19 protein-coding genes are annotated in these 24,211 nt (G+C 42.5%); 6 read left to right on the forward strand and 13 right to left on the reverse strand.

Going from position 1 to position 24,211, the window contains the following annotated elements:
- Positions 1 to 199: 199 nt before the first annotated feature.
- Both AC13CC_RS17295 and AC13CC_RS17300 read right to left on the reverse strand, forming a co-directional pair.
- Positions 200 to 1,114, reverse strand: a complete 915-nt coding sequence (locus tag AC13CC_RS17295) for a patatin-like phospholipase family protein (protein WP_326277181.1) — start codon at positions 1,112 to 1,114, stop codon at positions 200 to 202.
- Positions 1,111 to 3,201, reverse strand: coding sequence for a M1 family metallopeptidase (locus AC13CC_RS17300; protein ID WP_326277180.1), 2,091 nt, complete (start codon positions 3,199 to 3,201; stop codon positions 1,111 to 1,113). The genes AC13CC_RS17295 and AC13CC_RS17300 overlap by 4 nt, the downstream gene beginning before the upstream one ends.
- A gap of 46 nt (positions 3,202 to 3,247) precedes the next feature.
- Between AC13CC_RS17300 and recG the strand changes: the two genes are divergently transcribed.
- The 5 genes from recG (at position 3,248) to leuB (ending at position 10,205) form a co-directional block, all read left to right on the forward strand.
- Positions 3,248 to 5,353, forward strand: coding sequence for an ATP-dependent DNA helicase RecG (gene recG, locus AC13CC_RS17305; RefSeq protein WP_326277179.1), 2,106 nt, complete (start codon positions 3,248 to 3,250; stop codon positions 5,351 to 5,353).
- A gap of 200 nt (positions 5,354 to 5,553) precedes the next feature.
- On the forward strand, positions 5,554 to 6,966 hold the full coding sequence (gene leuC, locus AC13CC_RS17310; RefSeq protein ID WP_326277178.1) for a 3-isopropylmalate dehydratase large subunit: 1,413 nt from the start codon (positions 5,554 to 5,556) through the stop codon (positions 6,964 to 6,966).
- 20 nt (positions 6,967 to 6,986) lie between these two features.
- The gene (leuD, locus tag AC13CC_RS17315; protein ID WP_326277177.1) at positions 6,987 to 7,583 is read left to right on the forward strand and encodes a 3-isopropylmalate dehydratase small subunit; all 597 of its coding nucleotides are present in this window, start codon (positions 6,987 to 6,989) and stop codon (positions 7,581 to 7,583) included.
- A gap of 30 nt (positions 7,584 to 7,613) precedes the next feature.
- Positions 7,614 to 9,131, forward strand: a complete 1,518-nt coding sequence (locus tag AC13CC_RS17320) for an alpha-isopropylmalate synthase regulatory domain-containing protein (protein WP_326277176.1) — start codon at positions 7,614 to 7,616, stop codon at positions 9,129 to 9,131.
- A 15-nt stretch (positions 9,132 to 9,146) separates the two neighbouring features.
- Positions 9,147 to 10,205 (forward strand): 3-isopropylmalate dehydrogenase, encoded by a 1,059-nt coding sequence (leuB, locus tag AC13CC_RS17325; RefSeq protein ID WP_326277175.1) that lies wholly within the window; start codon positions 9,147 to 9,149, stop codon positions 10,203 to 10,205.
- A 254-nt stretch (positions 10,206 to 10,459) separates the two neighbouring features.
- On the opposite strand, the gene AC13CC_RS17330 is transcribed toward leuB, so the two are convergent.
- The 10 genes from AC13CC_RS17330 to AC13CC_RS17375 all read right to left on the reverse strand — a co-directional run bounded on the left by AC13CC_RS17330 (position 10,460) and on the right by AC13CC_RS17375 (position 23,115).
- The gene (locus tag AC13CC_RS17330; protein WP_326277174.1) at positions 10,460 to 12,052 is read right to left on the reverse strand and encodes an NADP-dependent glyceraldehyde-3-phosphate dehydrogenase; all 1,593 of its coding nucleotides are present in this window, start codon (positions 12,050 to 12,052) and stop codon (positions 10,460 to 10,462) included.
- A gap of 161 nt (positions 12,053 to 12,213) precedes the next feature.
- Positions 12,214 to 13,479, reverse strand: a complete 1,266-nt coding sequence (gene ilvA / locus AC13CC_RS17335; RefSeq protein WP_326277173.1) for a threonine ammonia-lyase — start codon at positions 13,477 to 13,479, stop codon at positions 12,214 to 12,216.
- Between the two features lie 17 nt (positions 13,480 to 13,496).
- Positions 13,497 to 14,972: a ketol-acid reductoisomerase gene (gene ilvC / locus AC13CC_RS17340; protein WP_326277172.1), complete on the reverse strand. Its 1,476-nt coding sequence runs from the start codon at positions 14,970 to 14,972 to the stop codon at positions 13,497 to 13,499.
- Between the two features lie 24 nt (positions 14,973 to 14,996).
- A complete protein-coding gene (gene ilvN / locus AC13CC_RS17345; RefSeq protein WP_326277171.1) occupies positions 14,997 to 15,524 on the reverse strand; it encodes an acetolactate synthase small subunit in 528 nt (175 codons plus the stop codon).
- A gap of 75 nt (positions 15,525 to 15,599) precedes the next feature.
- Positions 15,600 to 17,333: a biosynthetic-type acetolactate synthase large subunit gene (ilvB, locus tag AC13CC_RS17350; RefSeq protein WP_482878151.1), complete on the reverse strand. Its 1,734-nt coding sequence runs from the start codon at positions 17,331 to 17,333 to the stop codon at positions 15,600 to 15,602.
- Positions 17,334 to 17,369: 36 nt separating this feature from the next.
- Positions 17,370 to 19,046, reverse strand: a complete 1,677-nt coding sequence (ilvD, locus tag AC13CC_RS17355; RefSeq protein ID WP_326277169.1) for a dihydroxy-acid dehydratase — start codon at positions 19,044 to 19,046, stop codon at positions 17,370 to 17,372.
- Positions 19,047 to 19,405: 359 nt separating this feature from the next.
- Positions 19,406 to 20,245, reverse strand: a complete 840-nt coding sequence (locus tag AC13CC_RS17360) for a 5-oxoprolinase subunit C family protein (protein WP_326277168.1) — start codon at positions 20,243 to 20,245, stop codon at positions 19,406 to 19,408.
- On the reverse strand, positions 20,238 to 20,972 hold the full coding sequence (gene pxpB, locus AC13CC_RS17365; protein ID WP_326277167.1) for a 5-oxoprolinase subunit PxpB: 735 nt from the start codon (positions 20,970 to 20,972) through the stop codon (positions 20,238 to 20,240). Before pxpB ends, AC13CC_RS17360 begins: the two co-directional genes overlap by 8 nt.
- Positions 20,969 to 21,712, reverse strand: a complete 744-nt coding sequence (gene pxpA, locus AC13CC_RS17370) for a 5-oxoprolinase subunit PxpA (RefSeq protein WP_326277166.1) — start codon at positions 21,710 to 21,712, stop codon at positions 20,969 to 20,971. Before pxpA ends, pxpB begins: the two co-directional genes overlap by 4 nt.
- A gap of 206 nt (positions 21,713 to 21,918) precedes the next feature.
- Positions 21,919 to 23,115 (reverse strand): Nramp family divalent metal transporter, encoded by a 1,197-nt coding sequence (locus tag AC13CC_RS17375; RefSeq protein WP_326277165.1) that lies wholly within the window; start codon positions 23,113 to 23,115, stop codon positions 21,919 to 21,921.
- Positions 23,116 to 23,296: 181 nt separating this feature from the next.
- Here AC13CC_RS17375 and AC13CC_RS17380 point away from each other — a divergent pair, with 181 nt between their 5' ends.
- The gene (locus tag AC13CC_RS17380; RefSeq protein WP_326277164.1) at positions 23,297 to 23,740 is read left to right on the forward strand and encodes a hypothetical protein; all 444 of its coding nucleotides are present in this window, start codon (positions 23,297 to 23,299) and stop codon (positions 23,738 to 23,740) included.
- Here the strand turns inward: AC13CC_RS17380 and AC13CC_RS17385 are convergent.
- On the reverse strand, positions 23,737 to 24,186 hold the full coding sequence (locus AC13CC_RS17385; RefSeq protein ID WP_326277163.1) for a hypothetical protein: 450 nt from the start codon (positions 24,184 to 24,186) through the stop codon (positions 23,737 to 23,739). The genes AC13CC_RS17380 and AC13CC_RS17385 overlap by 4 nt on opposite strands.
- Between the last annotated feature and the right edge of the window lie 25 nt (positions 24,187 to 24,211).

Raw genomic sequence — 24,211 nt, forward strand, 5'->3', positions numbered from 1 at the left:
AGGGCCTTTTTTTGTTGGAGTCGGTTTTACAGTTCGCAGTAAGCAGTGTCAGTTGGCAGTCCGCAGTAACTGAACAACCCAATAACTTAGTCAGAAATCCATTTTTTCTTGAAAAATCAGGCTGAATAGCATCGTATGCTGAAAAAGGGAAGAGATAACTCATCAACAGAACAACGCTACAATCGAGTAACCGAATAGCCTACTCTTGCTTTTCAGGTTCTATTGGGCTCGTTTGCTCGTTCTTGTTCTTGGCATACAAATAACCACGTTTCCACCATAAGGTCATTCGTTCCTTGTTAAAGATCAATGAGTTTGTGGTAAGGACCGTTGGCGTATAGTAAAAATTAATAATCGCCCCCTTTCGATTGGCCACTAACTTGCCAATTCTGATATTTTGGTTTTCGATACGGTCCAGCATAAAGCCAAAAATGGTGGTAATCAAATCAAACGGGTTTTTAGAAGACATCCGGTTTAAATGGTTCACCTCAGTATGGAGCACCACCACATCTACCTCCGTTGCCCCACGATTCAACGCTTCTTCAATGGGGACTAAAGTTCCCAAGCCGCCATCGGCATATTCACAGCCATTTTTTTTGACCAAGCTCATAAACGGTGTGTAGTTGGACGAAATCCATATCCAATCACAGAATTCATCATACGTGCAATCGTTTATGGACTTATACTCTACTTGGTTCAACGAAAGATTGGAAACCGTTACGACCACATCCATCTTACTTTGTTTCAATTCGTCAAATTCCTCCACTGTAATGGATTTACGTATTAATTTTCTGAGATTCTCACTTTCTCCGAAGGTTTTTTTACCCTTGATAAAGTTTTTGATCACATTCCAATGGTTTATGGCAATAATCTCAACCCCATACTTTTTTTTAATGATGAATGGACAATTACTGAAAATACTGTCTTGATTAACGTTTGAATAGATATTCTTGATTTTGTCCAACTTGTTTAGGGCCAAGTGGGAAATCAATAGGCTCCCTGTGGATGTCCCGACAAATAAATTGTAATCGTGTTTGGCTTCTTGAATTAAAAATTGGGCAACACCGCCTGCAAAGGCTCCCTTGCTACCTCCTCCCGAAATGACCAATGCCCTCATTCCCCTAAAGTTTTCTCCAAATATTGTTTTTCTTGTTGACTTAACAAAGGGTAAAGACTCTTAATGCGAGCTGTATTACCTTCAGATTGCAAAAAGTCGTTCAGTATCCCCCTTGCCGATTTTTTAAAGTGCCACACATGATGATTGCAGGCCTCCACCAAGTTTTTGAGCGTAGTATCTGTAAACCCACCTATATTGTTCAAGTATTGGAATGCAAGTAGGCGTGTCTCAAAATGATGTTCAGAACCCGTATAACCACTTAATTCATCAAAATACAATGGTTTTACACCTGAATTGTATTCGGGTGACACCAAAGCTAGAGTTAGCCATAATAATCGAATGTTTTTGTTGGGAAACCCTGTAATCCCATCCGTTTCATTGAGATATTTGCTTCTGTTTTGGGGAAAATCGGACCACAATCGGTATAGAGCAGCCTCTAAGGTCGTGTAGCTCTTATCCTTTAAAAGTCCTTCAATATCCGTTTGAAGTTCACCCGAAATTTTATTCTGCGAAAGGATAATAGCCTGCCGTACTTTTAAACCTTCAGATTTGATGATGTCTCCTAAAAAGTCTACGGACAGCTTACTTCCATAATCCAAAACCAAGTTTTCCTTTAATTGGTTGGATTTTATCTTGGCCCAAGCCCGTTTTAAAATCTTTTCAATATTCTCAGGCTTTTCTGCCATCCTATTTTTAAGCTCAAAATAGGTTTTGATGGATACATTTTTTTCTTCCAAAAAAGCAACTACTTGATCATAAGGAAATTCAGGATTCTCCAACCACAACTTCTCAAAATCTTCAAGGTCGGTATTGGAAACCATTTCCATTTCCCCTATAAAATTGGGAATGGTCACATTTTTAAACGCGTATTTGTTTAGGTAGTTCTGAACGCCTTTTTTAAAAGCTCCCTCTCCCACTCTATCTCTGAGCATTACCAAGACCCAAGCGCCTTTTTCATAAAAAGTAAGGCTGCCTGCATTCGGATTGCGAAGCGCCTCGCCACCGTCATCTCCAGAAAAACGTTGTAAGGCATTGGCCGTTTCCAACAATTGCCAATAGTAATAGTCCTCCCCAAAAATATCCTTTTCCGCCAAATACGCATAAAAAGTGGCAAAACCTTCGTGCAGCCAATGGTGTTCACTGCTAGTTTCGGTCACTAGATTCCCAAACCATTGATGCGCCAGCTCGTGTGCATTCACATTGACGTAATTTTTATCCACAAAAGCTGTCGAATCAATCACATACTGGTTGGAAAAAATGGTACAAGTGGTGTTTTCCATACCCGCGTACAGAAAATCCTGCACGGGAACCTGTTTGTAGTTCTGCCAAGGATAAGCCACGCCTATTTCGTTCTCCAAAAAATCGAAAATTTGCTGTGAGTATCTGTAGGTTGGCTCCACTTTTGTGAAATCCGCAGGTTCGTAATACAGTTCAATCGGGACTCCTGAGGATGATTCAATCGTTTTTTTATTGTAATCCGCGATGGCATACCCCACGAGATAGCTACTCATCGGTTTCTCCATATCAAACTGCCACAAATACCCTTTGGAATCTGACAAGGTGTCTTTCTTTACCAATTTCCCGTTCGCAATTACAGTATAATTCTGTTTTAGGATGATATCCAGATCAAACTCCACCTTTTCAGCCATATCATCAAAACTGGGCAACCAATGACTGGTATATTTTCCTTGGCCTTGGGTCCAAACCTGCTCATTGTTCCTGACACCATCGTCCCATCCTAAAAAATATACCGTTTGTTTTGGTTTGGCTACATATTCTAGTTTGAGCATATGATTACCGCCCTTTTCCAGCTTTTTTTTGATGGTTATTTTTCGACCGTTGTAATCAAAATCTATCTTTGTATGATCCAGAAAAACCGATGAAAATTCCAAGCCTATAGCATCAAGGTAAATGGAACCCACATCTTCAATTACATCAAATTGATAGGTCACGCTACCGTTTATGAGGTTTTCGGAAGGTGTGGGCTCTATCAAAACTTCAGCACGGACAAAGTCAACCTTATCCTGAATTTGGGCGGACAACAACTGCACAAATAAGAAAAAAACAAGAATGGGGCTCAGCTTCATACCATCATCTTATCAAAAGTCCTTCCAAATTACATATTTTAGTTCGATGAATCCCAATTTTCTGCAAACTCCCATAGCATACCTCAAAGGAGTTGGTCCAAACAGGGCCGATGCCCTAAAGGCCGAATTGGGCATTGAGACCTTTAAAGACCTGCTGCACCTCTTCCCTAACCGCTATTTGGACAGAACGAGTTACTATAAAATCAATCAACTGCAACCCAGCGGTGCCGATGTGCAAGTAGTGGGTAAAATTATCCATATAAAAACCGTAGAGCAAAAACGGGGCAAGCGTTTAGTGGCCACTTTTGTGGATGAAACAGGGCAAATGGACCTCGTTTGGTTCCGAGGTCACAAATGGATCAAGGAGAATTTAAAGCTCAACGAACCCTACGTGGTTTTTGGCAAGGTGAACAAATACGGAAGTACATTTTCCATGCCCCACCCCGAAATGGAAACCCTGCAAAAACATCAAAAGGGACTAAAAATGGTGATGCAGCCCATCTACCCTTCTACTGAAAAATTAAGCAATAAGGGAATCACCAATCGGGTCATCGGTAAAATGATGCAACAGTTGTTTTTGGAGTGTAAGGGGCAGTTTCCAGAATCCTTATCTCAAAGTATTTTGGAAGAACTAAAATTGATTTCGAAGAGCTCCGCTCTTTTCAACATTCATTTTCCTAAGAATCAAGAATTGTTGGCCAGAGCACAGTTTCGGTTAAAGTTTGAAGAGTTGTTTTTTGTGCAATTGCGATTGATATCCCAAAATTTACAACGGAAACAAAAAATAAAAGGAATGCCCTTTGAGGCCGTAGGCGAAAAGTTTACCGAATTCTTTGAAAACCACCTCCCTTTTGAACTCACGAATGCCCAAAAACGAGTCATTAAGGAAATTCGGAACGATTTGGGGAGCAATGCCCAAATGAACCGATTGCTGCAAGGCGATGTGGGCTCAGGTAAGACCATTGTGGCATTAATGTGTATGCTATTGGCTATTGACAACGGGTTTCAAGCCTGCTTAATGGCTCCAACGGAAATTTTGGCCACCCAACATTACAATGGGCTCAAGGAACTTTTGGAAAACATGGACGTTAAGATTGCTCTATTGACCGGTTCCACGAAAAAGTCCGAACGCACTTTGCTGCATAATCAGTTAGAAAACGGCAATTTGAACATTCTGGTGGGCACACATGCCGTTTTAGAGGACAAAGTACAATTCAAAAACCTTGGTTTGGCCATTGTGGACGAACAGCACCGATTTGGTGTGGCGCAACGATCTAAATTATGGCACAAAAATCAGACTCCCCCCCATATTCTGGTAATGACAGCAACTCCCATTCCCAGAACCTTGGCCATGAGCCTTTATGGCGATTTGGATATTTCTGTTATTGATGAGTTGCCTCCTGGAAGAAAACCCATCAAAACAGTGCACCGATACGACAGCAACCGATTAAAAGTGTTTGGGTTCATCAAAGATGAAATCAAAAAGGGGAGACAAATCTATATTGTGTATCCGCTGATCCAAGAATCGGAAGCCTTGGATTATAAAGATTTAATGGATGGTTATGAAAGTATTGTCCGTGATTTTCAGCAACCCGAATACCAAATTTCCATTGTACACGGCAAAATGAAGCCGGCTGACAAAGACTATGAAATGGAGCGTTTTGTTAAGGGCGAAACACAGATTATGATTGCCACCACAGTTATCGAGGTGGGCGTGAACGTACCGAATGCTTCCGTAATGATCATTGAGAGCACCGAGCGCTTCGGGCTATCGCAATTGCACCAGCTACGAGGTCGCGTTGGCCGAGGTGCGGAGCAGAGCTTTTGTATTCTAATGACGGGCCATAAACTATCTGAAGATGCCAAAACCCGTTTACAAACCATGGTAGGCACCAACGATGGTTTTGAAATTGCAGAGGTCGACCTTAAACTTCGCGGTCCCGGGGATTTGATGGGCACCCAACAAAGTGGCCTGTTGACATTAAAGATTGCAGACATTGTGAAGGACAATCAAATCCTAAAAACAGCCCGCTACCATGCCATTCAACTGCTGAAGAATGACCCTAGACTTGAAAAATCGGAAAATGCACCTATTTTAAACGCTTATTCCAAAATGATGGCCAACAAAACCATTTGGAATTATATTAGTTGATTCCGATTAGGTTTGTAATTGGTATATGGTACAATTCTTCACACTTCATTGTTATAAATTGAAAATCAACCCTTACCATTTGTTAACTTTAAATACAATCGCTTGAAATTGCGGTTGAACATCGTAATTTTACCACTAACCGATAATCGGTTTCACATACAAATTTTAACTTTGTAGGCTTACAAATTATTGAAGACACAATGAGCAAGACACTATTTGATAAAGTTTGGGATTCCCACGTGGTAAAGCATATTGAGAACGGCCCGGATGTACTCTTTATTGACAGGCATTTGGTCCACGAAGTAACAAGTCCCGTAGCTTTTTTAGGATTAAAGAACAGAGGAATAAAAGTATTGTACCCAGAGCGCACTTTTGCCACCGCGGACCACAATACCCCTACACGAAACCAACACTTGCCCGTAAAAGACCCCTTGTCCGCCAATCAATTGAGGGCTTTGGAGGAAAACGCCAACGCCCACGGTATTCCATACTGGGGACTTGGGCATAAGAAAAATGGAATTGTACACGTAATTGGTCCAGAGAACGGAATAACCGTACCTGGAGCCACCATTGTTTGTGGAGATTCACACACCTCTACGCACGGAGCCTTTGGCGCCATTGCCTTTGGTATCGGTACCAGTGAAGTGGAAATGGTATTGTCCACCCAATGCATTATGCAGCCCAAGCCTAAAAGTATGCGCATCAATGTAAGCGGAGCATTGAGCGAAGCGGTCACCCCAAAAGATGTGGCGCTTTTCATCATTTCCAAATTGTCCACCTCTGGTGCAACTGGCTATTTTGTTGAATACGCCGGAGATGTCTTCAAAAATATGTCGATGGAAGGTCGTATGACGGTTTGTAACCTCAGTATTGAAATGGGTGCCCGTGGCGGCATGATCGCTCCGGATGAAAAGACGTTTGACTACATCAAAGGAAGAGAATATACGCCAAAAGGAAAAGATTGGGATGCTGCCATGGAATATTGGGAAACCCTTTATTCTGATGATGATGCCGAATTTGACAAAGAAGTAACTTTTGATGCCAGCGAGATAGAACCAATGATCACCTTCGGTACCAATCCAGGGATGGGTATCGGAATCAGCAATAACATTCCATTGGCCGAAACCATTGATGGTGCCGTTGCGACGTACAAAAAATCCTTGGAGTATATGGACTACAACGAAGGAGAGCCTATGGTAGGCAAGCCTATCGATTTTGTATTCCTTGGAAGCTGTACCAATGGTAGGATTGAAGATTTTAGAGCTTTTGCCTCCATCATAAAAGGAAGAAAAAAGGCTGACAACGTAACCGCTTGGTTGGTTCCCGGTTCCCACAAAGTGGAAGAGGCGATCAGGGAAGAAGGTATCTTGGATATTTTGACCGAAGCTGGCTTTGAATTGAGAGAGCCCGGCTGTTCGGCTTGCTTGGCAATGAACGATGATAAGATTCCAGCAGGTAAATATGCCGTAAGTACTTCCAACAGAAACTTTGAAGGACGACAAGGCCCCGGCGCCCGTACGCTGCTCGCTAGTCCGTTAGTGGCCGCTGCAGCTGCCGTTACTGGAAAAGTAACTGACCCAAGGGAATTAATGCACGAAGAAGTTTTAGCATAACAACTGAAAATTGAAAAATAATGGCTTACGATAAATTCAACATACTAACAAGTTCAGCGGTACCATTACCTATCGAGAATGTGGATACCGACCAAATAATCCCAGCACGATTCTTGAAAGCTACCGAGCGTAAAGGATTTGGCGACAATCTTTTCCGTGATTGGAGATACAATTCCGACGGAACTCCAAAGGAGCAATTCGTTTTGAACAATCCTATCTATTCCGGAAAAATTTTGGTAGGAGGTAAAAACTTCGGTTCAGGTTCATCTAGGGAGCACGCGGCTTGGGCCGTTTACGATTACGGTTTTCGCTGTGTGGTTTCCAGCTTTTTTGCAGATATTTTTAGAGGCAACTGTTTGAACATCGGTGTACTTCCCGTTCAAGTGACTCCTGAATTTTTGGACAAAATTTTCAAGGCGATTGAGGCTGACCCAAAAACAGAGTTGGAAATCAACCTACCAGAACAAAAGATTGCCATTTTGGCCACGGGTGAAAGCGAAAGTTTTGACATCAACGATTACAAAAAGGACAATATGCTCAATGGCTTTGATGATATCGACTATTTGTTGAACATCCAAGACGATATTGAGAAGTATGCCGAAAACACACCTCTGTAACCTATTGCTCGGAACACGACGGCATAAAAAATGAAAGCACGCACCATTGAAATTATGGACACCACCCTGCGGGATGGTGAACAAACCTCTGGGGTTTCCTTTTCCGCATCGGAAAAGCTCACCTTGGCCAAGTTATTATTGGAAGAACTCAAGGTAGACCGTATCGAAGTGGCCTCCGCCCGTGTTTCGGAAGGAGAACTACAGGCCGTAAAAAATATAACGGATTGGGCTAAAACGGAAGGTTATCTTTCCAAAGTGGAAGTGTTGACTTTTGTGGACAATGGCGTTTCCCTTAAATGGATGCAAGAAGCAGGTGCCAAAGTGCAGAATCTGCTTACCAAGGGTTCATTAAATCATTTAACCCACCAACTCAAAAAGACTCCAGAACAGCATTTTGCAGAAATAGAAAATGTAATTTCCGAAGGGCAAAAACTAGAAATTGACACCAACGTTTACTTGGAAGATTGGAGTAATGGGATGCGAAACTCCAAAGAGTATGTGTTTCAGTTCCTGGATTTTTTGACAAAGCAGCCCGTCAAGCGAGTATTGCTTCCGGATACCCTTGGCGTGCTTACACACACCGAAACAGGGGCTTTTTTTAAAGAAATTGTTGAAAAGTATCCGAACACCCATTTCGATTTTCACGGACACAATGATTACGATTTAAGTGTAGCCAATGTTATGGAAGCAGTAAGAGCAGGCTGTCACGGTTTACACCTTACCGTTAATGGCATGGGTGAACGTGCAGGCAATGCACCACTTGCCAGTGTTGTTGCCGTAATCAACGACTTTTTACCCGAAATCAAGATTGGTGTAAAGGAATCATCCCTTTACAAAGTAAGTAAATTGGTATCTGCCTTTACAGGCTTCAGCATACCTGACAATAAACCTATTGTTGGAGATAATGTATTTACACAAACCGCTGGAATACACGCAGATGGAGACAGTAAAAAGAATCTTTACTTCAACGATTTGCTTCCAGAGCGATTTGGCAGAAAACGCAAATATGCCTTAGGAAAAACATCAGGAAAAGCGAACATCCAAAAGAATCTTCAAGAGCTTGGTTTAACTTTGAATGACGACGAATTGAAAAAGGTTACCGAGCGCATCATTGAGCTTGGCGATAAAAAAGAACGTGTCACCAAAGATGATTTGCCTTACATCATTTCTGATGTATTGGACAGCAATCTGCATCAGCAAAAGGTATTTGTAAAGTCTTACGTGCTCACCCATTCCAAAGGATTGAAGCCATCCACTACCCTTTCCATAGAAATTGAAGGGAAAACATACGAGGAAAGTTCACAAGGAGATGGACAGTTTGACGCTTTTATCAACGCTTTGAAGAAGGTATACAAAAAGGAAGGCAGGGAATTGCCGAAATTGGTGGACTATGCCGTTCGCATCCCTCCAGGCAGTAATTCCGACGCACTTTGCGAAACTATAATCACCTGGCAGACCAAGGAAAAAGACTTTACCACCCGCGGACTCGATTCAGATCAAACGGTATCCGCCATCAAGGCCACGGAGAAAATGTTGAATTTAGTATAACAGATAATAAATAGAATGAAACTAAACATAGCGCTCTTGGCCGGAGATGGAATTGGCCCAGAAGTAATAGATCAAGCTGTAAAAGTATCCGATGCCGTAGCTGCGAAGTTCGGACACGAAATAAGCTGGACTCCTGCCCTTACAGGAGCCGCAGCGATTGATGCCGTAGGTGAACCGTACCCGGATGAAACCCACGAAGCCTGTGTTGCTGCAGATGCCGTTCTTTTTGGAGCCATTGGTCATCCACGTTTTGACAACGACCCATCCGCTAAAGTACGTCCAGAGCAAGGATTATTGAAGATGCGTCAAAGGCTGGGATTGTTTGCCAATGTTCGTCCAACCTTCACTTTTCCCTCGTTGATTGATAAATCTCCATTGAAAAAAGAAAGAATTGAAGGTACCGACCTTGTTTTTCTTCGTGAATTGACCGGAGGTATCTATTTCGGGAAAAGAGGTCGTGAAGACAATGACAATACCGCTTACGATACCTGTACCTATACACGCACCGAGGTTGAGCGTCTGGCCAAGAAAGGTTTTGAAATGGCCATGCAACGCTCCAAAAAGCTATGCTGTGTGGATAAAGCCAACGTTTTGGAAACTTCTCGCCTGTGGAGAGAGACTGTTCAAAAATTGGAAAAAGACTATCCTGAGGTTGAAGTATCCTATGAATTTGTGGATGCCGTAGCGATGCGTTTGGTGCAATGGCCCAGTGCTTATGATGTGTTGATCACAGAAAACCTGTTCGGAGACATTTTAACCGATGAAGCTTCAGTGATTTCTGGGTCTATGGGATTGATGCCCTCAGCATCCTTGGGCGAAAAAACTTCCTTGTTCGAACCCATCCATGGATCATACCCTCAAGCCGCAGGAAAGGACATTGCCAACCCATTGGCCACTGTGCTTTCAGCCGCCATGATGTTCGAGACCGCTTTTGGTTTGAAGGAAGAGGCTGAAGCCATTCGCGAGGTGGTGAACAAATCGTTGGCCGATGGTGTGGTTACCGAAGATTTGGCCGATGGCGGAAAAGCCTACAAAACCAGCGAAGTTGGTGATTGGTTAGCGAAGAATATTTAATCAACCCACACATTAAAACCATAAAGAAAGCCCCGAAAATGGGGCTTTCTTTATTTGTTGCTACTCGCTGTGCATTTTGAATATTTCAGCAGCAAGAGAGTGTAAGTTCGAATATTTTCCAAAGGAAAAAGTATCGAAACAAGGTTTTTGTCAATAAAATTCTGATTCTCGATACATTTTTTTCGTTCCTACAAAAAACACTCGAATTGACGAATTTTCATAAAAATATACAGCGAGCCCTTACCGTATTTACACTACAAAATATAATCCGTACTCAAGAAGTTGCTCACTTTAGCCTCCATTAATTGTTCTACGGTCTGGGTGTTCAAATCATTGTCTTTGAAAGCAACAAATGTTCTGATGGAGAAAGATCTCAGGGCATCATGCACGCTCAAAGTAGATTGTGCTGAGTCTTTTCTTCCTGTAAACGGATAAACATCTGGCCCACGCTGGCAAGAACTGTTAAGGTTTACGCGACAGACCAAGTTGGCTAAAGAATCAATCAGCGGAGACAAAGTATAAACATCCTTACCAAACAAACTCACTTGCTGTCCGTAGTTGGATTCTGCCATATCGTCCAAAGGTTCTTCAATTTCTTTAAATGAAAGTACAGGAATTATAGGCCCAAATTGTTCTTCTTGATATACCCGCATATCTTTGGTCACAGGATACAACACGGCTGGCCATATGTAATTATCAAAATGCTTCCCTCCATTTTTGTTGATGATTTTAGCCCCTTTTGCCAAGGCATCATCCAACAACTCTTGGATATATGCTGGCTTGTCTGTCTCGGGGAGCGGGGTCAAGTTGACGCCATCATCCCAAGGATTTCCGAATTTTAGTCCGTCCACTTTTTCAGCAAAGCTCTTCAAGAATTTATCTTTCACTTCATCGTGTACGTAAACCACCTTCAAGGCGGTGCAACGCTGTCCGTTAAATGACAATGTTCCGGAAATGCATTCATTGACCGTTAAGTCCAATTCAGCATCAGGAAGTACTATGGCCGGGTTTTTTGCTTCCAATCCTAGAACCAAACGCAATCTATTGCTCTTTGGGTGTTGATCCTGCAAAGCATTGGCAGAAACACTATTCCCGATCAAGGCCAGCACATCCACCTTTCCTGTTTTCATTATAGGCGCCGCTACAGCCCTTCCTCGACCAAAAAGTATATTCACCACTCCTTTGGGAAAACTGCTCTGAAATGCCTCCAAAAGCGGTGTGATCAGTAGGACCCCGTGCTTTGCTGGTTTAAAAATGGTAGTATTTCCCATAATGATGGCCGGAATCAACAAAGCAAAGGTCTCGTTCAATGGGTAGTTGTATGGACCAAGACACAAAACAACACCCAACGGGCCTCTTCGAATATGGGCATATACACCATCATGCTTCTGAAATTTAGCACTATCGCGGTCCAATTGTTTGTAATCCTCTATGGTATCATAAATATACTCAACGGTACGGTCAAACTCCTTATAGGAATCCGGTTTGGATTTACCTATCTCCCACATCAGCAGCTTTACGACTTCTTCGCGCTTCTGCTCCATCTTCTTTACAAAAGATTCCATGCATTCAATACGGTCCTTTACTTTCATGGTCGGCCATAGGCCTTGGCCTTTATCATAAGCGGCCAAAGCAGCATCCAACGCCTCCATCGCTTCGGGCTCCCCCATATCGGGCACACTTCCCAAGGTTGTAGGGGTATATTCTTCTGTAGAGGAAATCGTAGAAACCACAGGACTTGTATCCCCACTCCATTTACGGAGCTCTCCATGCACCAAATAGGTTTTTTGATGGATTTCTTCAGTGATTTGATATTGTTCAGGTATTGCTGTTTTAGTTGTAGCCATTACTAGTTGTTTTAAGCGATTAGTGTTGAGTGAAATGGTCGCCCATCCTATACAAAATTAACATAAAAACGAATGATAGCTCTTTAAGTTTTTATGCAATTGGTTTCGAAAACGATGGAAAACCCAGTTTATAAAAACGATGCTTAAAAATGTTGGTGGCATCACACCAAATATTGAAACAAATCGGGTTTGTTGTTGAGATAATCCCCAAAGAAGTTGTTTTCTTTCATTCGTCGGATCAAGGGTTGTAAATCGTCAGGAGATTTAAGTTCCACGCCAACAATTGCCGGTGCGTTCTCCCTACTTGACTTCTTCGAGTATTCAAAATGCGTGATATCGTCAGTAGGCCCAAGGATATCTACCACAAATTCCTTTAATGCTCCCGGGCGCTGTGGAAACCTTACAATAAAATAATGCTTCAACTGGGCATAGAGCAAGGCTCTTTCCTTTATTTCCGCGGTACGGGTAATGTCGTTATTGCTTCCACTGACCACACATACCACATTCTTGCCCTTAATTTCTTCCTTAAAATAATCTAGGGCAGCAATAGTCAAAGCCCCTGCCGGCTCCACAACAATCGCATCCCGATTGTACAGATCCAAGATGGTTTGGCAGACCTTTCCTTCGGGAACGGTGACCATTTTGTGCAGGCACTCCCTGCAAATGGGATAAGTCAATCCTCCTACTTTTTGAACAGCTGCACCATCGATAAACTTATCAATGTTTTCCAACTCCACCAGTTCGCCCTGTTCAATGGATTTTAGCATGGATGGCGCCCCTTCGGGCTCTATGCCAATAATTTTTGTGTTGGGAGACAGGGCACGAAATGTACCACAAAGTCCTGATGCCAATCCTCCTCCGCCAACAGCAACAAAAACATAGTCGATAGGTTCGCTGGATTGTTGCAGAATCTCCAACCCAACGGTAGCCTGTCCTTCAATGGTCTTTTCATCATCAAATGGATGCACAAAGGTTTTCCCTTCTTGCCCACAGAACAATTGGGCCGCTTTTTTGGAATCGTCAAAAGTATCTCCCTCCAAAACCACATCAACCCAATCGCCACCAAACATTTTAGTCTGATCTATTTTCTGTTTTGGAGTCACCACGGGCATATAAATAGTCCCTTTTACCTGTAAATGACTACAGGCAAAGGCAACACCTTGCGCATGGTTTCCTGCGCTGGCACAGACCACTCCGCTATCCAATTGTTTTTGACTGAGTGAACTAATCTTATTGTACGCACCACGGATTTTGTAGCTGCGGACTCTGTGAAGGTCTTCCCGTTTTAGGAGAATATTGGCCCCATGGGATTTGGTAAAGCGGATACTTTGCTGCAAAGGCGTTTCTTCCGCCACTTGGGCGATAATTTTTGCTGCTTGATAAATATCCGCTATTTGCGGAAAATAAGTTTCCACAGTGTCACTCATGGGCCAATGGTTTTGTTTTATCCGATTGGCTTCATGGCCGTCATGGATGCACGCAACCTGGCACCAACAACTTCTACATCGTGCTCACGGATAGCTTTGTTTACGGCAATCAACCTCAGGTTGTCCACTCCGGTATCTTTACCTTCACCAAAGTGCTTACCAATAATATCGGTATCCACTTTTTTCATGAAATCGGTCAAAAGTGGTTTACACGCATGGTCGAACAAGTAACATCCGTACTCAGCCGTATCGGAGATTACGCGGTTCATCTCGAACAATTTCTTTCTCGCAATGGTATTGGCAATTAACGGCGTTTCGTGCAACGATTCGTAGTAAGCCGAATCACCAATAATTCCAGACTCGGTCATGGTCTCATAGGCCAATTCCACCCCAGATTTCACAAAAGCGACCATCAACACACCATTATCGTAGTATTCTTGCTCCGAGATTTCCATATCTCCTGCGGGCGTCTTTTCAAAAGCGGTTTCTCCCGTGGCAGCTCTCCAGTCCAATAGGTTTTTATCCCCATTGTCCCAATCCTCCATCATGGTTTTGGAGAAATGTCCGCTCATAATGTCGTCCATGTGCTTTTGGAACAAAGGACGCATAATTACTTTCAACTCTTCGGCCAAATCATAGGCTTTGATCTTGGCTGGATTGGACAAACGATCCATCATATTGGTGATCCCCCCTTGCTTTAAACCTTCTGTGATGGTTTCCCATCCATATTGAATCAATTTGGAAGCGTAAGCGGCATCAACACCTTTTTCAATCATTTTGTTGAAAGAAAGGATGGAACCGGTCTGCAACAACCCACAAAGAATGGTCTGCTCACCCATTAAATCGGACTTTACTTCGGCCACGAACGATGATTCCAGAACACCTGCCTTATCCCCACCTGTACCGGAAGCATAAGCTTTGGCTTGCTCCAAGCCTTTTCCTTCAGGGTCGTTTTCCGGGTGTACGGCAATCAAAGTCGGTACTCCAAATCCTCTTTTGTACTCTTCGCGCACCTCGGAACCGGGACTTTTTGGCGCTACCATAATCACGGTAAGATCCTCACGCACCTGCATCCCCTCTTCCACAATGTTGAAACCGTGGGAGTAAGATAGGGTTGCTCCTTTTTTCATCAAAGGCATTACTGTGCTTACCACGTTAGTGTGCTGCTTGTCCGGAGTAAGGTTAATGACCAAATCGGCTGTTGGAATCAATTCCTCGTAGGTTCCAACAACAAAGTTGTTTTCCTTGGCGTTTTTGTAGGATTGACGTTGCTCCTTGATTGCAGCTGGACGCAGGGCATAGGAAATATCCAAACCAGAGTCACGCATGTTCAGTCCTTGGTTCAACCCTTGGGCGCCACACCCAACTATTACTATTTTCTTTCCTTTCAGTGCGGTAACACCATCAGCAAACTCGCTGGAATCCATAAATCTACATTTTCCCAATTGGGTCAGTTGTTCGCGAAGTGATAGTGTGTTAAAGTAATTTGCCATTTTAAATATTTGATTTTATGCTATTTAGTTTTCTTGAAATTCCTGTAATATTTCGCTTATTGGCATCGCTGCCTTGGTTACCGTAATTCTACCCGAACGCACAAACTGCATAATGCCATAAGGCAGAAGTGCATCGTGCATTTCGTCTATTTCGTGCCTACGGCCTGTTTTTGCCAGGGCAAAGAACTCACGGTTTACGGTAACGATCTGCGCATTGCTTTCTTTGATGATGTTTTGAATCTGCCTTTCATCGAACAACAAATACGAAGCAATCTTGAACAACGCCGATTCTTGATAAATAGTTTCGTCATCCGTATGGTAATACGCCTTGATGACCTCTATTTGCTTCTCTATCTGACCAACTATCTTGCGTGTCCAATCCTCGGTCGTGAAAACCACAATCGTAAATTTAGAAACACCCTCAATCTCTGATTTTGAAACATTTAAACTCTCAATATTGATGTGTCGCTTTAAGAATATTCCTGATATTCTGTTGAGCAGTCCTACATGATTTTCGGAATACACCGAGATGGTATACCATTGTTTTTCCATAATACTTTGTATGCTTGCAACTTGAAAAACGTGAAGGGAAATGTCCTTGCAGTTGATTAAGGTGCGGTCTATATTCTATTTTAATCTAATGTCAGAAACAGAAGCGCCAGATGGAATCATTGGGAAAACATTGTCCTCCTTTTCCACTTTCACTTCCAAAAAGTATGGGTCTTTGGATGCAATCATTTCCTGCACGGCCGCTTTAAGGTCTGTACGTTCTGTTACTCTTCTTGATTTAATGTGATATCCCTCGGCGATTTTAACAAAATCTGGGTTTGTCATTACCGTGGAAGCATATCGTCTATCGAAGAACAGTTCTTGCCATTGACGCACCATGCCCAAGTGGTCGTTGTTCAAAACCACAATCTTTACGGGCACATTATGTTGGAAAATAACACCAAGCTCCTGAATCGTCATTTGATAACCCCCGTCTCCTATGATTGCCACCACCTCGCGGTCCATAGCGCCCATTTTGGCTCCAATGGCGGCAGGAAGCCCAAATCCCATGGTACCCAAACCACCAGAGGTTATATTGCTCTTGGATTGTTTGAACTTGGCATAACGACAAGCAATCATTTGGTGCTGACCCACATCCGAAACAATTACAGCTTCATGACCGGAAGCTACATTGATTTGCTCAATTACCTCTCCCATGGTCAACCCTTCCTTGGTCGGATAGATGTCATTGTTGATTAAGGTATCATATTCAATTTGATACATTTTATCAAATTCGGCCTTCCACTCCTTGTGCTCATTTTTATTTACTAAAGGCAATATCTCACTCAAAGTTTCCTTGGAATTGCCCAAAACGGCCACATCCACTTTCACATTTTTATTGACTTCCGCTGGGTCTATTTCAAAATGAATAATCTTGGCTTGCTTCGCATAGGTATCTAAATTTCCTGTTACACGATCATCAAAACGCATTCCTATGGCAATGAGCACATCACATTCGTTGGTGAGCATATTGGGGCCATAGTTACCGTGCATCCCTACCATACCCACATTTAGTGGATGGTCGGTATCCATTGCGGATAGTCCAAGAATGGTCCATGCTGCTGGAATTCCTGTTTTTTCTACAAAGGCTTTGAGTTCTGCTTCAGCTTCTCCCAAAATCACACCCTGACCAAACACGATAAATGGTTTTTTGGCACTATTAATCAACCCCGCAGCCTTTTCGACACTGTTTGGTTCTACCTTTGGAACAGGTTTGTAACTCCTGACCTTGGTGCACTTTTCATACACAAAATCCAATTCGTCGAACTGAGCATTTTTAGTTATGTCTATCAAAACAGGCCCAGGCCTTCCTGATTTGGCAATATAAAATGCCTTGGCCATTATTTCCGGAATCTCTTCCACATTGGTAATCTGGTAGTTCCACTTAGTAACCGGTGTAGAAATACCTACGATATCCGTTTCTTGGAAGGCGTCGGAACCCAAAAGGCTTCGGGTCACCTGCCCCGTAATACATACCATTGGGGTAGAATCTATCTGCGCATCGGCAATTCCGGTTACTAAATTGGTCGCTCCCGGCCCAGAAGTTGCCATGGCAACTCCTACCCTACCCGTAACCCTTGCGTAGCCTTGAGCTGCATGTGTTGCACCTTGCTCGTGGCGCGTTAAAATATGGGTCAATCTGTCTTGAAATTTATATAATTCATCGTAGACGGGCATTATGGCCCCTCCGGGGTAACCATAAATCAAATCCACTCCCTCGGCAAGTAAACAATGGATAATGGCCTCTGCGCCAGTAATCCTAATTGCCTTTTGGTTTTTACTATCTTTTTTTTGTGCTTTTAATGTCTCCATAAGCCTATATTTAGGGAGATACCCCTACAATTATTGTTAAAACAAGTCGGTAACACAACCTTTGGAGGCGGATGATACCGTTTTGGCATATTTATATAAGCTTCCTGATTTGATTTTTAACTCAGGTTGCTTCCATTCTTTTCTTCGTTGTTCGAACTCTTCGTCCGATATATTGATGTTGATGGTGTTGTTTACGGCATCAATGGTGATTTCATCCCCATCTTTTACCAAGGCAATCCCGCCACCTACTTGGGCTTCCGGGGAAACGTGACCGACCACGAACCCGTGGGAACCACCAGAAAATCTTCCGTCGGTTATCAGTGCAACATCCTTTCCAAGTCCGGCACCCATAATAGCAGATGTAGGTTTTAACATTTCGGGCATTCCCGGAGCTCCTTTTGGACCTTCGTAACGGATGACCACTACATCGCCTTTTTGCACTTGTCCGTTATGGATTCCATGATTCACCGCAGTTTCGCTATCAAAAACACGAGCTGTTCCGGTAAACTCCAACCCTTCTTTGCCTGTGATTTTAGCCACGGCACCCTCGGAAGCGAGGTTTCCATATAAAATACGAATATGACCGGTATCTTTAATAGGTTGCTCCTTCTTTCTGATGATATCCTGTCCTTCGGCCAAATCAGGGGCATCCAATAGGTTTTCCGCCAATGTTTTTCCGGTAACGGTCATACAATCACCATGAAGCATGCCTTCCTTCAGCATATATTTCAATACCGCTGGAACACCACCTACTTTATGGAGGTCTTCCATCAAGTATTTTCCACTTGGCTTTAAATCGGCCAATAAGGGAGTGGATTCACTAATTCTTGTAATGTCTTCCAAGGTGAAATCGACCTCAGCAGCGTGTGCAATGGCCATAAAGTGAAGCACGGCATTGGTAGAGCCACCAAGCACGGTGACCAACCTAAATGCGTTTTCCAATGATTTTTTAGTAACAATGTCCCTTGGTTTGATGTCTTCCTTCAACAAATGCAACAAAGCGGCACCTGATGCTTCACAGTCCGCCTGCTTTTTATCGTTTACCGCCGGAATGGACGAGTTGAACGGCATGGACATTCCCATGGCCTCAATGGCAGAAGCCATAGTATTGGCGGTGTACATCCCTCCACAAGCTCCAGCTCCTGGGCATGCTTTATGGATGACTTCCTTGTATTCCGTTTCATCTATGGCTCCCGCCACTTTTTGTCCGTAAGCCTCGAAAGCTGAGATGATATCCAATTTTTTATTGTTGTGACACCCCGGAGCAATGGTTCCGCCATACACCAAAATAGATGGGCGGTTGAGTCGCAATTGCGCCATAAGGGCACCGGGCATGTTTTTATCGCACCCTACCACGGTGACCAATCCGTCGTAGCTCATGGCATGGATTACGGTTTCAATGGAATCTGCAATGATGTCCCTAGATGGCAAGGAGTATCGCATTCCTGGAGTTCCATTGGATATTCCATCGCTCACCCCAATGGTGTTAAAGATAAGTCCGACCAAATTGGAGGACTCTACTCCTTTTTTCACATCGAGGGCTAGATCATTCAAGTGCATATTGCAAGGGTTCCCCTCGTAGCCTGTACTTGCAATCCCTATTAAAGGTTTTTGAAGATCTTCATCTGTTAATCCAATCGCGTGCAGCATAGCTTGAGCCGCTGGCAGTGTTGGGTCTTGTGTTACTTTTTTACTAAACTTGTTCAATTCCATTGTCAAATTTCATTCAAATACAGTATTCTTCTGAATTTATACCGCAATTCAAAGATAAATGTTTAAAAAGCCCAAGATTTTTAACAGTTACCTGCTGTTTAAATCCACTGGAAACATAATAAACATAAATAGCTGTTTTTCAGTTTTTTAGATTGATTAAAATTCCAACATTCAATTAATTTTATTGCAATAAAAAAGGCCTGTATCGTATGGGATACAGGCCTTTTAAGTCAATTGCAAGTCTGTATTACCCCTTTTCTGGGATAATAATGACCTCTACAATGACTTGTTTATTTCTTTTCATACTTCAATGGTACGAAAAAATAAGGTTTGGTTTATAAATAAAATGAAACTTGTTTCTAAACAAGTTTAAAATTCAGCTCATCCCCATACTTTTTCTGCGCCAAAATGGAGATAGACTCTTCCGAAAGTTGAAGTATTCTGGGGTAGCCACCTGTGGTTTGACCATCCTTCATTAAAATGATCATGCGGCCTGCTGGGGTAAGTTGAATAGTGCCCGGTAAAGTTCCCGAGGTCAACATGGAATGTGAATGTCCCATAATTAATTCCGAAAGCTGGTAGGCCATTCGGTTATTTTCTTTGGATATGGTGAATGGTGTGGCAAAAATCTCGGTGAGTTGGGCATCTGACAACAAGGAAAACTCTGGACCTTTATAGACCTTTAGTTTATTTATTTCAAAATGCTCCTCAATCTTTACTTCCGATATTTTGGGCTCGTAGTGCAAGGTCTCCCTGTATGGTATCTCATCGCCATCTTTAAGTCTGGCAGATTGAGTGACAGGGTAAAATTGTGAACGGCTATTGAGTAGTTTTTTCGACTGAAAACCGCCTTTAACCGCCAAATACCCCCTGAATCCTTTCTCTAGCCTACCATACGATAAAATATCACCCTTAACCACCTTGATCACCGTGTAATTATCAACAGGTTCGTTGTTCAGGGTGGCCACAATATGTGCTCCGGACAAACTAATATACGTATCGGTATCAAACTGTAGTGTGGGACCCGTCATGGTAATTTCCAAAACGGCATCGTTCTCATCATTCTCCAATAAAAGATTGGCCTTTTTAACTGATTCCACATCCATTGCTCCTGAAATTGGAACACCAATATCCCTGTACCCATACCTACCAAGGTCTTGGATGGTTAAATAAAGGCCCGGTTTTAATACTTTAAGCATTCAAAACAACTTTTTCGGGTTCGTAAATGCCTACTTCGCCCTCAATTTTATGAAGCTTGTACTCTGCTTTGGATATGCTCTCGAACTGTATCTTGTCCCCTACTTTTACAAAACAAGGTTCCTTTTTACCTGGGTCGAATAAGTTAACGGGACAATTCCCTATAATGTTCCAGCCCCCTGGTGAATCTTGCGGATAAATACCCGTTTGCTTGCTGGCCAATCCCACCGAACCCTTTTGAACCTTTAATCTAGGTTCTGCTCTACGGGGAATCTCCAAAGATGTTGGAAGTCCGCCCAAGTACATAAAGCCTGGCAAAAAACCGATTCCATACACCACATATTGGTGCGAGGTATGTTGCTTTATAAGTTCTTCTATTGAAAGATTAAGGGTTTTGGCCGTTTCTTCCATATCCACTCCAAACTCATGGTCGTAGCATACAGGAAGGGTCCATAAATGCTGTACTCTTTCTGTTTTTGATTTGGCTTGCTTTTCTTGGCAGTCAAGAATCAAGTTTTTGGTCTCCTCAAAATCTATATGGTCTTGGTTGTAGACCATGGTCAACGAATTATAGGCAACGGACATTTCCCAGCCAGAAATTTTCAGCGCTTTAAAGGCGTCCATAAAATCGAGGATATCTGCCAAAATGGATTCACTTACCTCTCCGGGCCATTCCACTAAAACAGCTCGTTCTCCGAAGGGCTTGATGCTAATGGGGTAACTTTTCATTTTTGTATCTGCACCTGATTCATGGCTAATTCTTTTGAAAGATACATTAATATTTTTAAGGCAGAAACCGTATCGCCATGAATACAAAGGGTATTGGCTTGGATTTCCTTGGATGCACCATCAACCGATAAAACTCTACCTTTTTTAATAATGGGTAAAATATGTTGCAACACCGCTTCGGGCTCTTCAATTAATGCATTTCCTTGTTTTCTGGGGACGAGCGACAAATCGGAATTGTAGTTTCTGTCCGCAAACGCTTCAAACCAAACCTTAAAACCTTTTTCCATTGCCATTTTTGCCATTACTGAACCAAAGGGAACGTAAAGAATGGCCTTATCCTTATAATCAATAACGGCCTCCAAATACACCTTTGCCAAATTTTCATCCTTAGCGGTTTGATTGTACAAAGCCCCATGCGCTTTAATGTGATGCAATTTGATTTGTTTTTGTTCCAACACCTCATCAAAAGCTGCCAATTGTTTTCTAATACTTTGTATTAGGTCTTGGTTTGAAATGTCCATCACTTCCCTTCCAAAATTGGCTTTGTCCGGGTATGATGGATGCGAACCGACTTTTAGATTATGGTTCTTGGCAAGGGAGACAACATTCAATATGGTTTCTTGATTCCCTGCGTGACCTCCACAAGCAATGTTGCAAGAACTTATGTAAGGAAAAATATCGGCTTCGTTACCAACACCTTCGCCTACATCACAATTAATGTCTATTTGCCATGTTTTCATTGGGTTATTGGGTTATTGGGTTATTTTGTTATTGCGTTAAAAGTCTGAAATCTGATGTCCGAAGCAGGTTTTCTGTTTTAGAATTTGGTGCTCACCACCGGTGTCCGAAGTGTAACGTTGAACGCCCGCCCGCCTGTAGACACAAATTTCACTAACCACCACGAATATTTTTGTACTTGAACTTTAGTTTTTTTCTGCTTACTGAATTAAAAAGGCCCCATGACTTTAAATATACTTTTTGCTCCAAGAAATATAGCGAATACCACAATGGTAATTCCCAGTACATTTTGCATCAGGGAATTCTTGTTTTCTCCCATCACGGATTTTTTGTTCACCACCCATAACAGCAACAAGGCCATCACGGGAAGCAATATTCCGTTGGCGACCTGGGCAAATTGAATCACTTCGATTGGTTTTATATCAAAGGAAAGGAAAACCACACCGCATAAAAGTACAATACCCCACACCATTTTGAATTTTCTGTTCTGCATGCCACCTTGCCAACCAAAACAACTACTTGCCACATAGGCTGCAGCCAAAGGCGCTGTAATGGCAGAGGTAATCCCTGCTGCCAATAACCCTGTTGCCATAAAGTAAACCGCCATTTTTCCGAATAGGGGTTCCAAAGACTTGGCCATGTCCAACGCATGGTTGATATCCGAAATAGGCGCCGCAGAAGCTGTAATAAGTATGGCTATGGAGACCATTCCGCCCAAACCAATAGAGATGATGGTGTCCCAATTCACGGCCTTTAAATCGTTTTTGGAATGCCATTTTTCCTTTACCAACGATGCGTGCAAAAAGAGATTATAAGGAACCACTGTAGTACCCACCAAAGCAATAACCGTTAGCAAACCTCCTTCGGGCAATTGTGGCACAAACATTCCTTTGAGGATTTCTGAAATTGATGGCTGGGTGATGATGGCAGAAATCACAAAACTCAATCCCATAATGCCGACCAACCCAACAAATATCTTTTCCAAAATCTTATAGCTGCTTAACCAGAGCAGCAGAAATATAACACTACCAATGATCGCTGGCAAAAAAGGTTTTATTTGTTGTTGTGATAAAAGCTGTTCAAGTCCAAGAGTGGCGCCGCCAATATTACCAGCTTCGTAAGCGGCATTACCTACCAAAATAGCTCCCAAAACTATCGCGATTACAAAGTTTCGGATCCATGGTGTTTTAAGTTCGGTCCCAACTACATCCACGAGACCGCTTTGGGTCACCAGACCGATTCTACCTGCCATGCCCTGCAATACAATGGTTGCGATAATAGACACCAATAATGCCCAAATTAAAGCGTAGCCAAAGCGTGCTCCGGCCAAGGTGCACATGGTGATGGTTCCCGGGCCCACAAAAGCAGCTGCAACCAACACACCCGGCCCTATTTTTTTAAACATTGGTTCTTTGGTTTAGGAGCGATTAAATTAACAGGATATCTGGACAAAACATGCATTTCATCCAAAAAAGTGTATTTCGTCTAAAAGTAGGTTGTCGTACATCGATTTTTTATACTATTTCAAAAATCTCAAAGTTATAATATCACCAAATCATACTTAGACTTAAACTTGACAAAAACTTATGACATGTAAGGATTGCGGCAAAGACATTAACCCCCAACAGTTTAAAGCTTCTAATGAATCTTTAGGTGTAGCGCTTTGCGAACGACATACGAAACTGATCAAAAAAGTAATTCTCGACAACGACACTCCAATTGACGCCATACATTTGTTTTACGCCTTAAAAGACGCCGGAGTTCACCCTATGCTGGAGTGGTGGGACGGTAAAAGATCTGTTGATATTGCGATTTCCCGTGTTAAACTCAACATTGAGATTGACAAGAATTACAATATGATAACCCACGAACAGGCAATAAGCGATTTGGAAGATGCCATGCATTCTTTTAAGAATGGGTTTACCACCATAAGAATACCGCATTTGGCCATTAAATACTACTTGGATGAAACAGTAGAAAACATTTTGGGCATTATTGCAGGCCTAAAGGCTAATATGAAAGCGATTTAATTGCAGAACTGCATACTGTCCGCCCTTTTGGTTTGCTTATATTCCAAAATATTGATGACTATGGTATGCTCTCCAATATTCTCCAAGTCGTTGATGTAGTCTTTGCCCCTATTTTCAAAGAAATCGGTATCGCCGGGGTTTAATTTGATCATATCTATTTTTCCGTTGCCATAACGGGTAATCACCAAACCTCCGGTGGTACAGACCCAACCATAATTGGTATTGTGTCTTCTAAAAGAAAGTCGATCACCAGGAGCCAAGTGCAAATCCCATAGTTTTATGCTCTCGTCTTCAAAAACCAACTTATTGCTCAACGATTCTTTAATTTCTTGATGCAGTAATTCATCAATCCTTTCTTGCTCCCAAGGGTCAAAGTTCCCTACTGGGTTCAATTCCACACATTGCATATTCTCTGAATTCTCTAAAATCGCGCAAAAATAAGACATAAGACATTTAAAAACAGACGTTTAA

Source organism: Flagellimonas sp. L-11, assembly GCF_056857735.1.

Coding starts and splice junctions, on each gene's coding strand:
- AC13CC_RS17295 (WP_326277181.1), bottom strand. CDS start 1,114: ATGAGGGCATTGGTCATTTCGGGAGGAGGTAGCAAGGGAGCCTTTGCA.
- AC13CC_RS17300 (WP_326277180.1), bottom strand. CDS start 3,201: ATGAAGCTGAGCCCCATTCTTGTTTTTTTCTTATTTGTGCAGTTGTTG.
- recG (WP_326277179.1), top strand. CDS start 3,248: ATGAATCCCAATTTTCTGCAAACTCCCATAGCATACCTCAAAGGAGTT.
- leuC (WP_326277178.1), top strand. CDS start 5,554: ATGAGCAAGACACTATTTGATAAAGTTTGGGATTCCCACGTGGTAAAG.
- leuD (WP_326277177.1), top strand. CDS start 6,987: ATGGCTTACGATAAATTCAACATACTAACAAGTTCAGCGGTACCATTA.
- AC13CC_RS17320 (WP_326277176.1), top strand. CDS start 7,614: ATGAAAGCACGCACCATTGAAATTATGGACACCACCCTGCGGGATGGT.
- leuB (WP_326277175.1), top strand. CDS start 9,147: ATGAAACTAAACATAGCGCTCTTGGCCGGAGATGGAATTGGCCCAGAA.
- AC13CC_RS17330 (WP_326277174.1), bottom strand. CDS start 12,052: ATGGCTACAACTAAAACAGCAATACCTGAACAATATCAAATCACTGAA.
- ilvA (WP_326277173.1), bottom strand. CDS start 13,479: ATGAGTGACACTGTGGAAACTTATTTTCCGCAAATAGCGGATATTTAT.
- ilvC (WP_326277172.1), bottom strand. CDS start 14,972: ATGGCAAATTACTTTAACACACTATCACTTCGCGAACAACTGACCCAA.
- ilvN (WP_326277171.1), bottom strand. CDS start 15,524: ATGGAAAAACAATGGTATACCATCTCGGTGTATTCCGAAAATCATGTA.
- ilvB (WP_482878151.1), bottom strand. CDS start 17,333: ATGGAGACATTAAAAGCACAAAAAAAAGATAGTAAAAACCAAAAGGCA.
- ilvD (WP_326277169.1), bottom strand. CDS start 19,046: ATGGAATTGAACAAGTTTAGTAAAAAAGTAACACAAGACCCAACACTG.
- AC13CC_RS17360 (WP_326277168.1), bottom strand. CDS start 20,245: ATGCTTAAAGTATTAAAACCGGGCCTTTATTTAACCATCCAAGACCTT.
- pxpB (WP_326277167.1), bottom strand. CDS start 20,972: ATGAAAAGTTACCCCATTAGCATCAAGCCCTTCGGAGAACGAGCTGTT.
- pxpA (WP_326277166.1), bottom strand. CDS start 21,712: ATGAAAACATGGCAAATAGACATTAATTGTGATGTAGGCGAAGGTGTT.
- AC13CC_RS17375 (WP_326277165.1), bottom strand. CDS start 23,115: ATGTTTAAAAAAATAGGGCCGGGTGTGTTGGTTGCAGCTGCTTTTGTG.
- AC13CC_RS17380 (WP_326277164.1), top strand. CDS start 23,297: ATGACATGTAAGGATTGCGGCAAAGACATTAACCCCCAACAGTTTAAA.
- AC13CC_RS17385 (WP_326277163.1), bottom strand. CDS start 24,186: ATGTCTTATTTTTGCGCGATTTTAGAGAATTCAGAGAATATGCAATGT.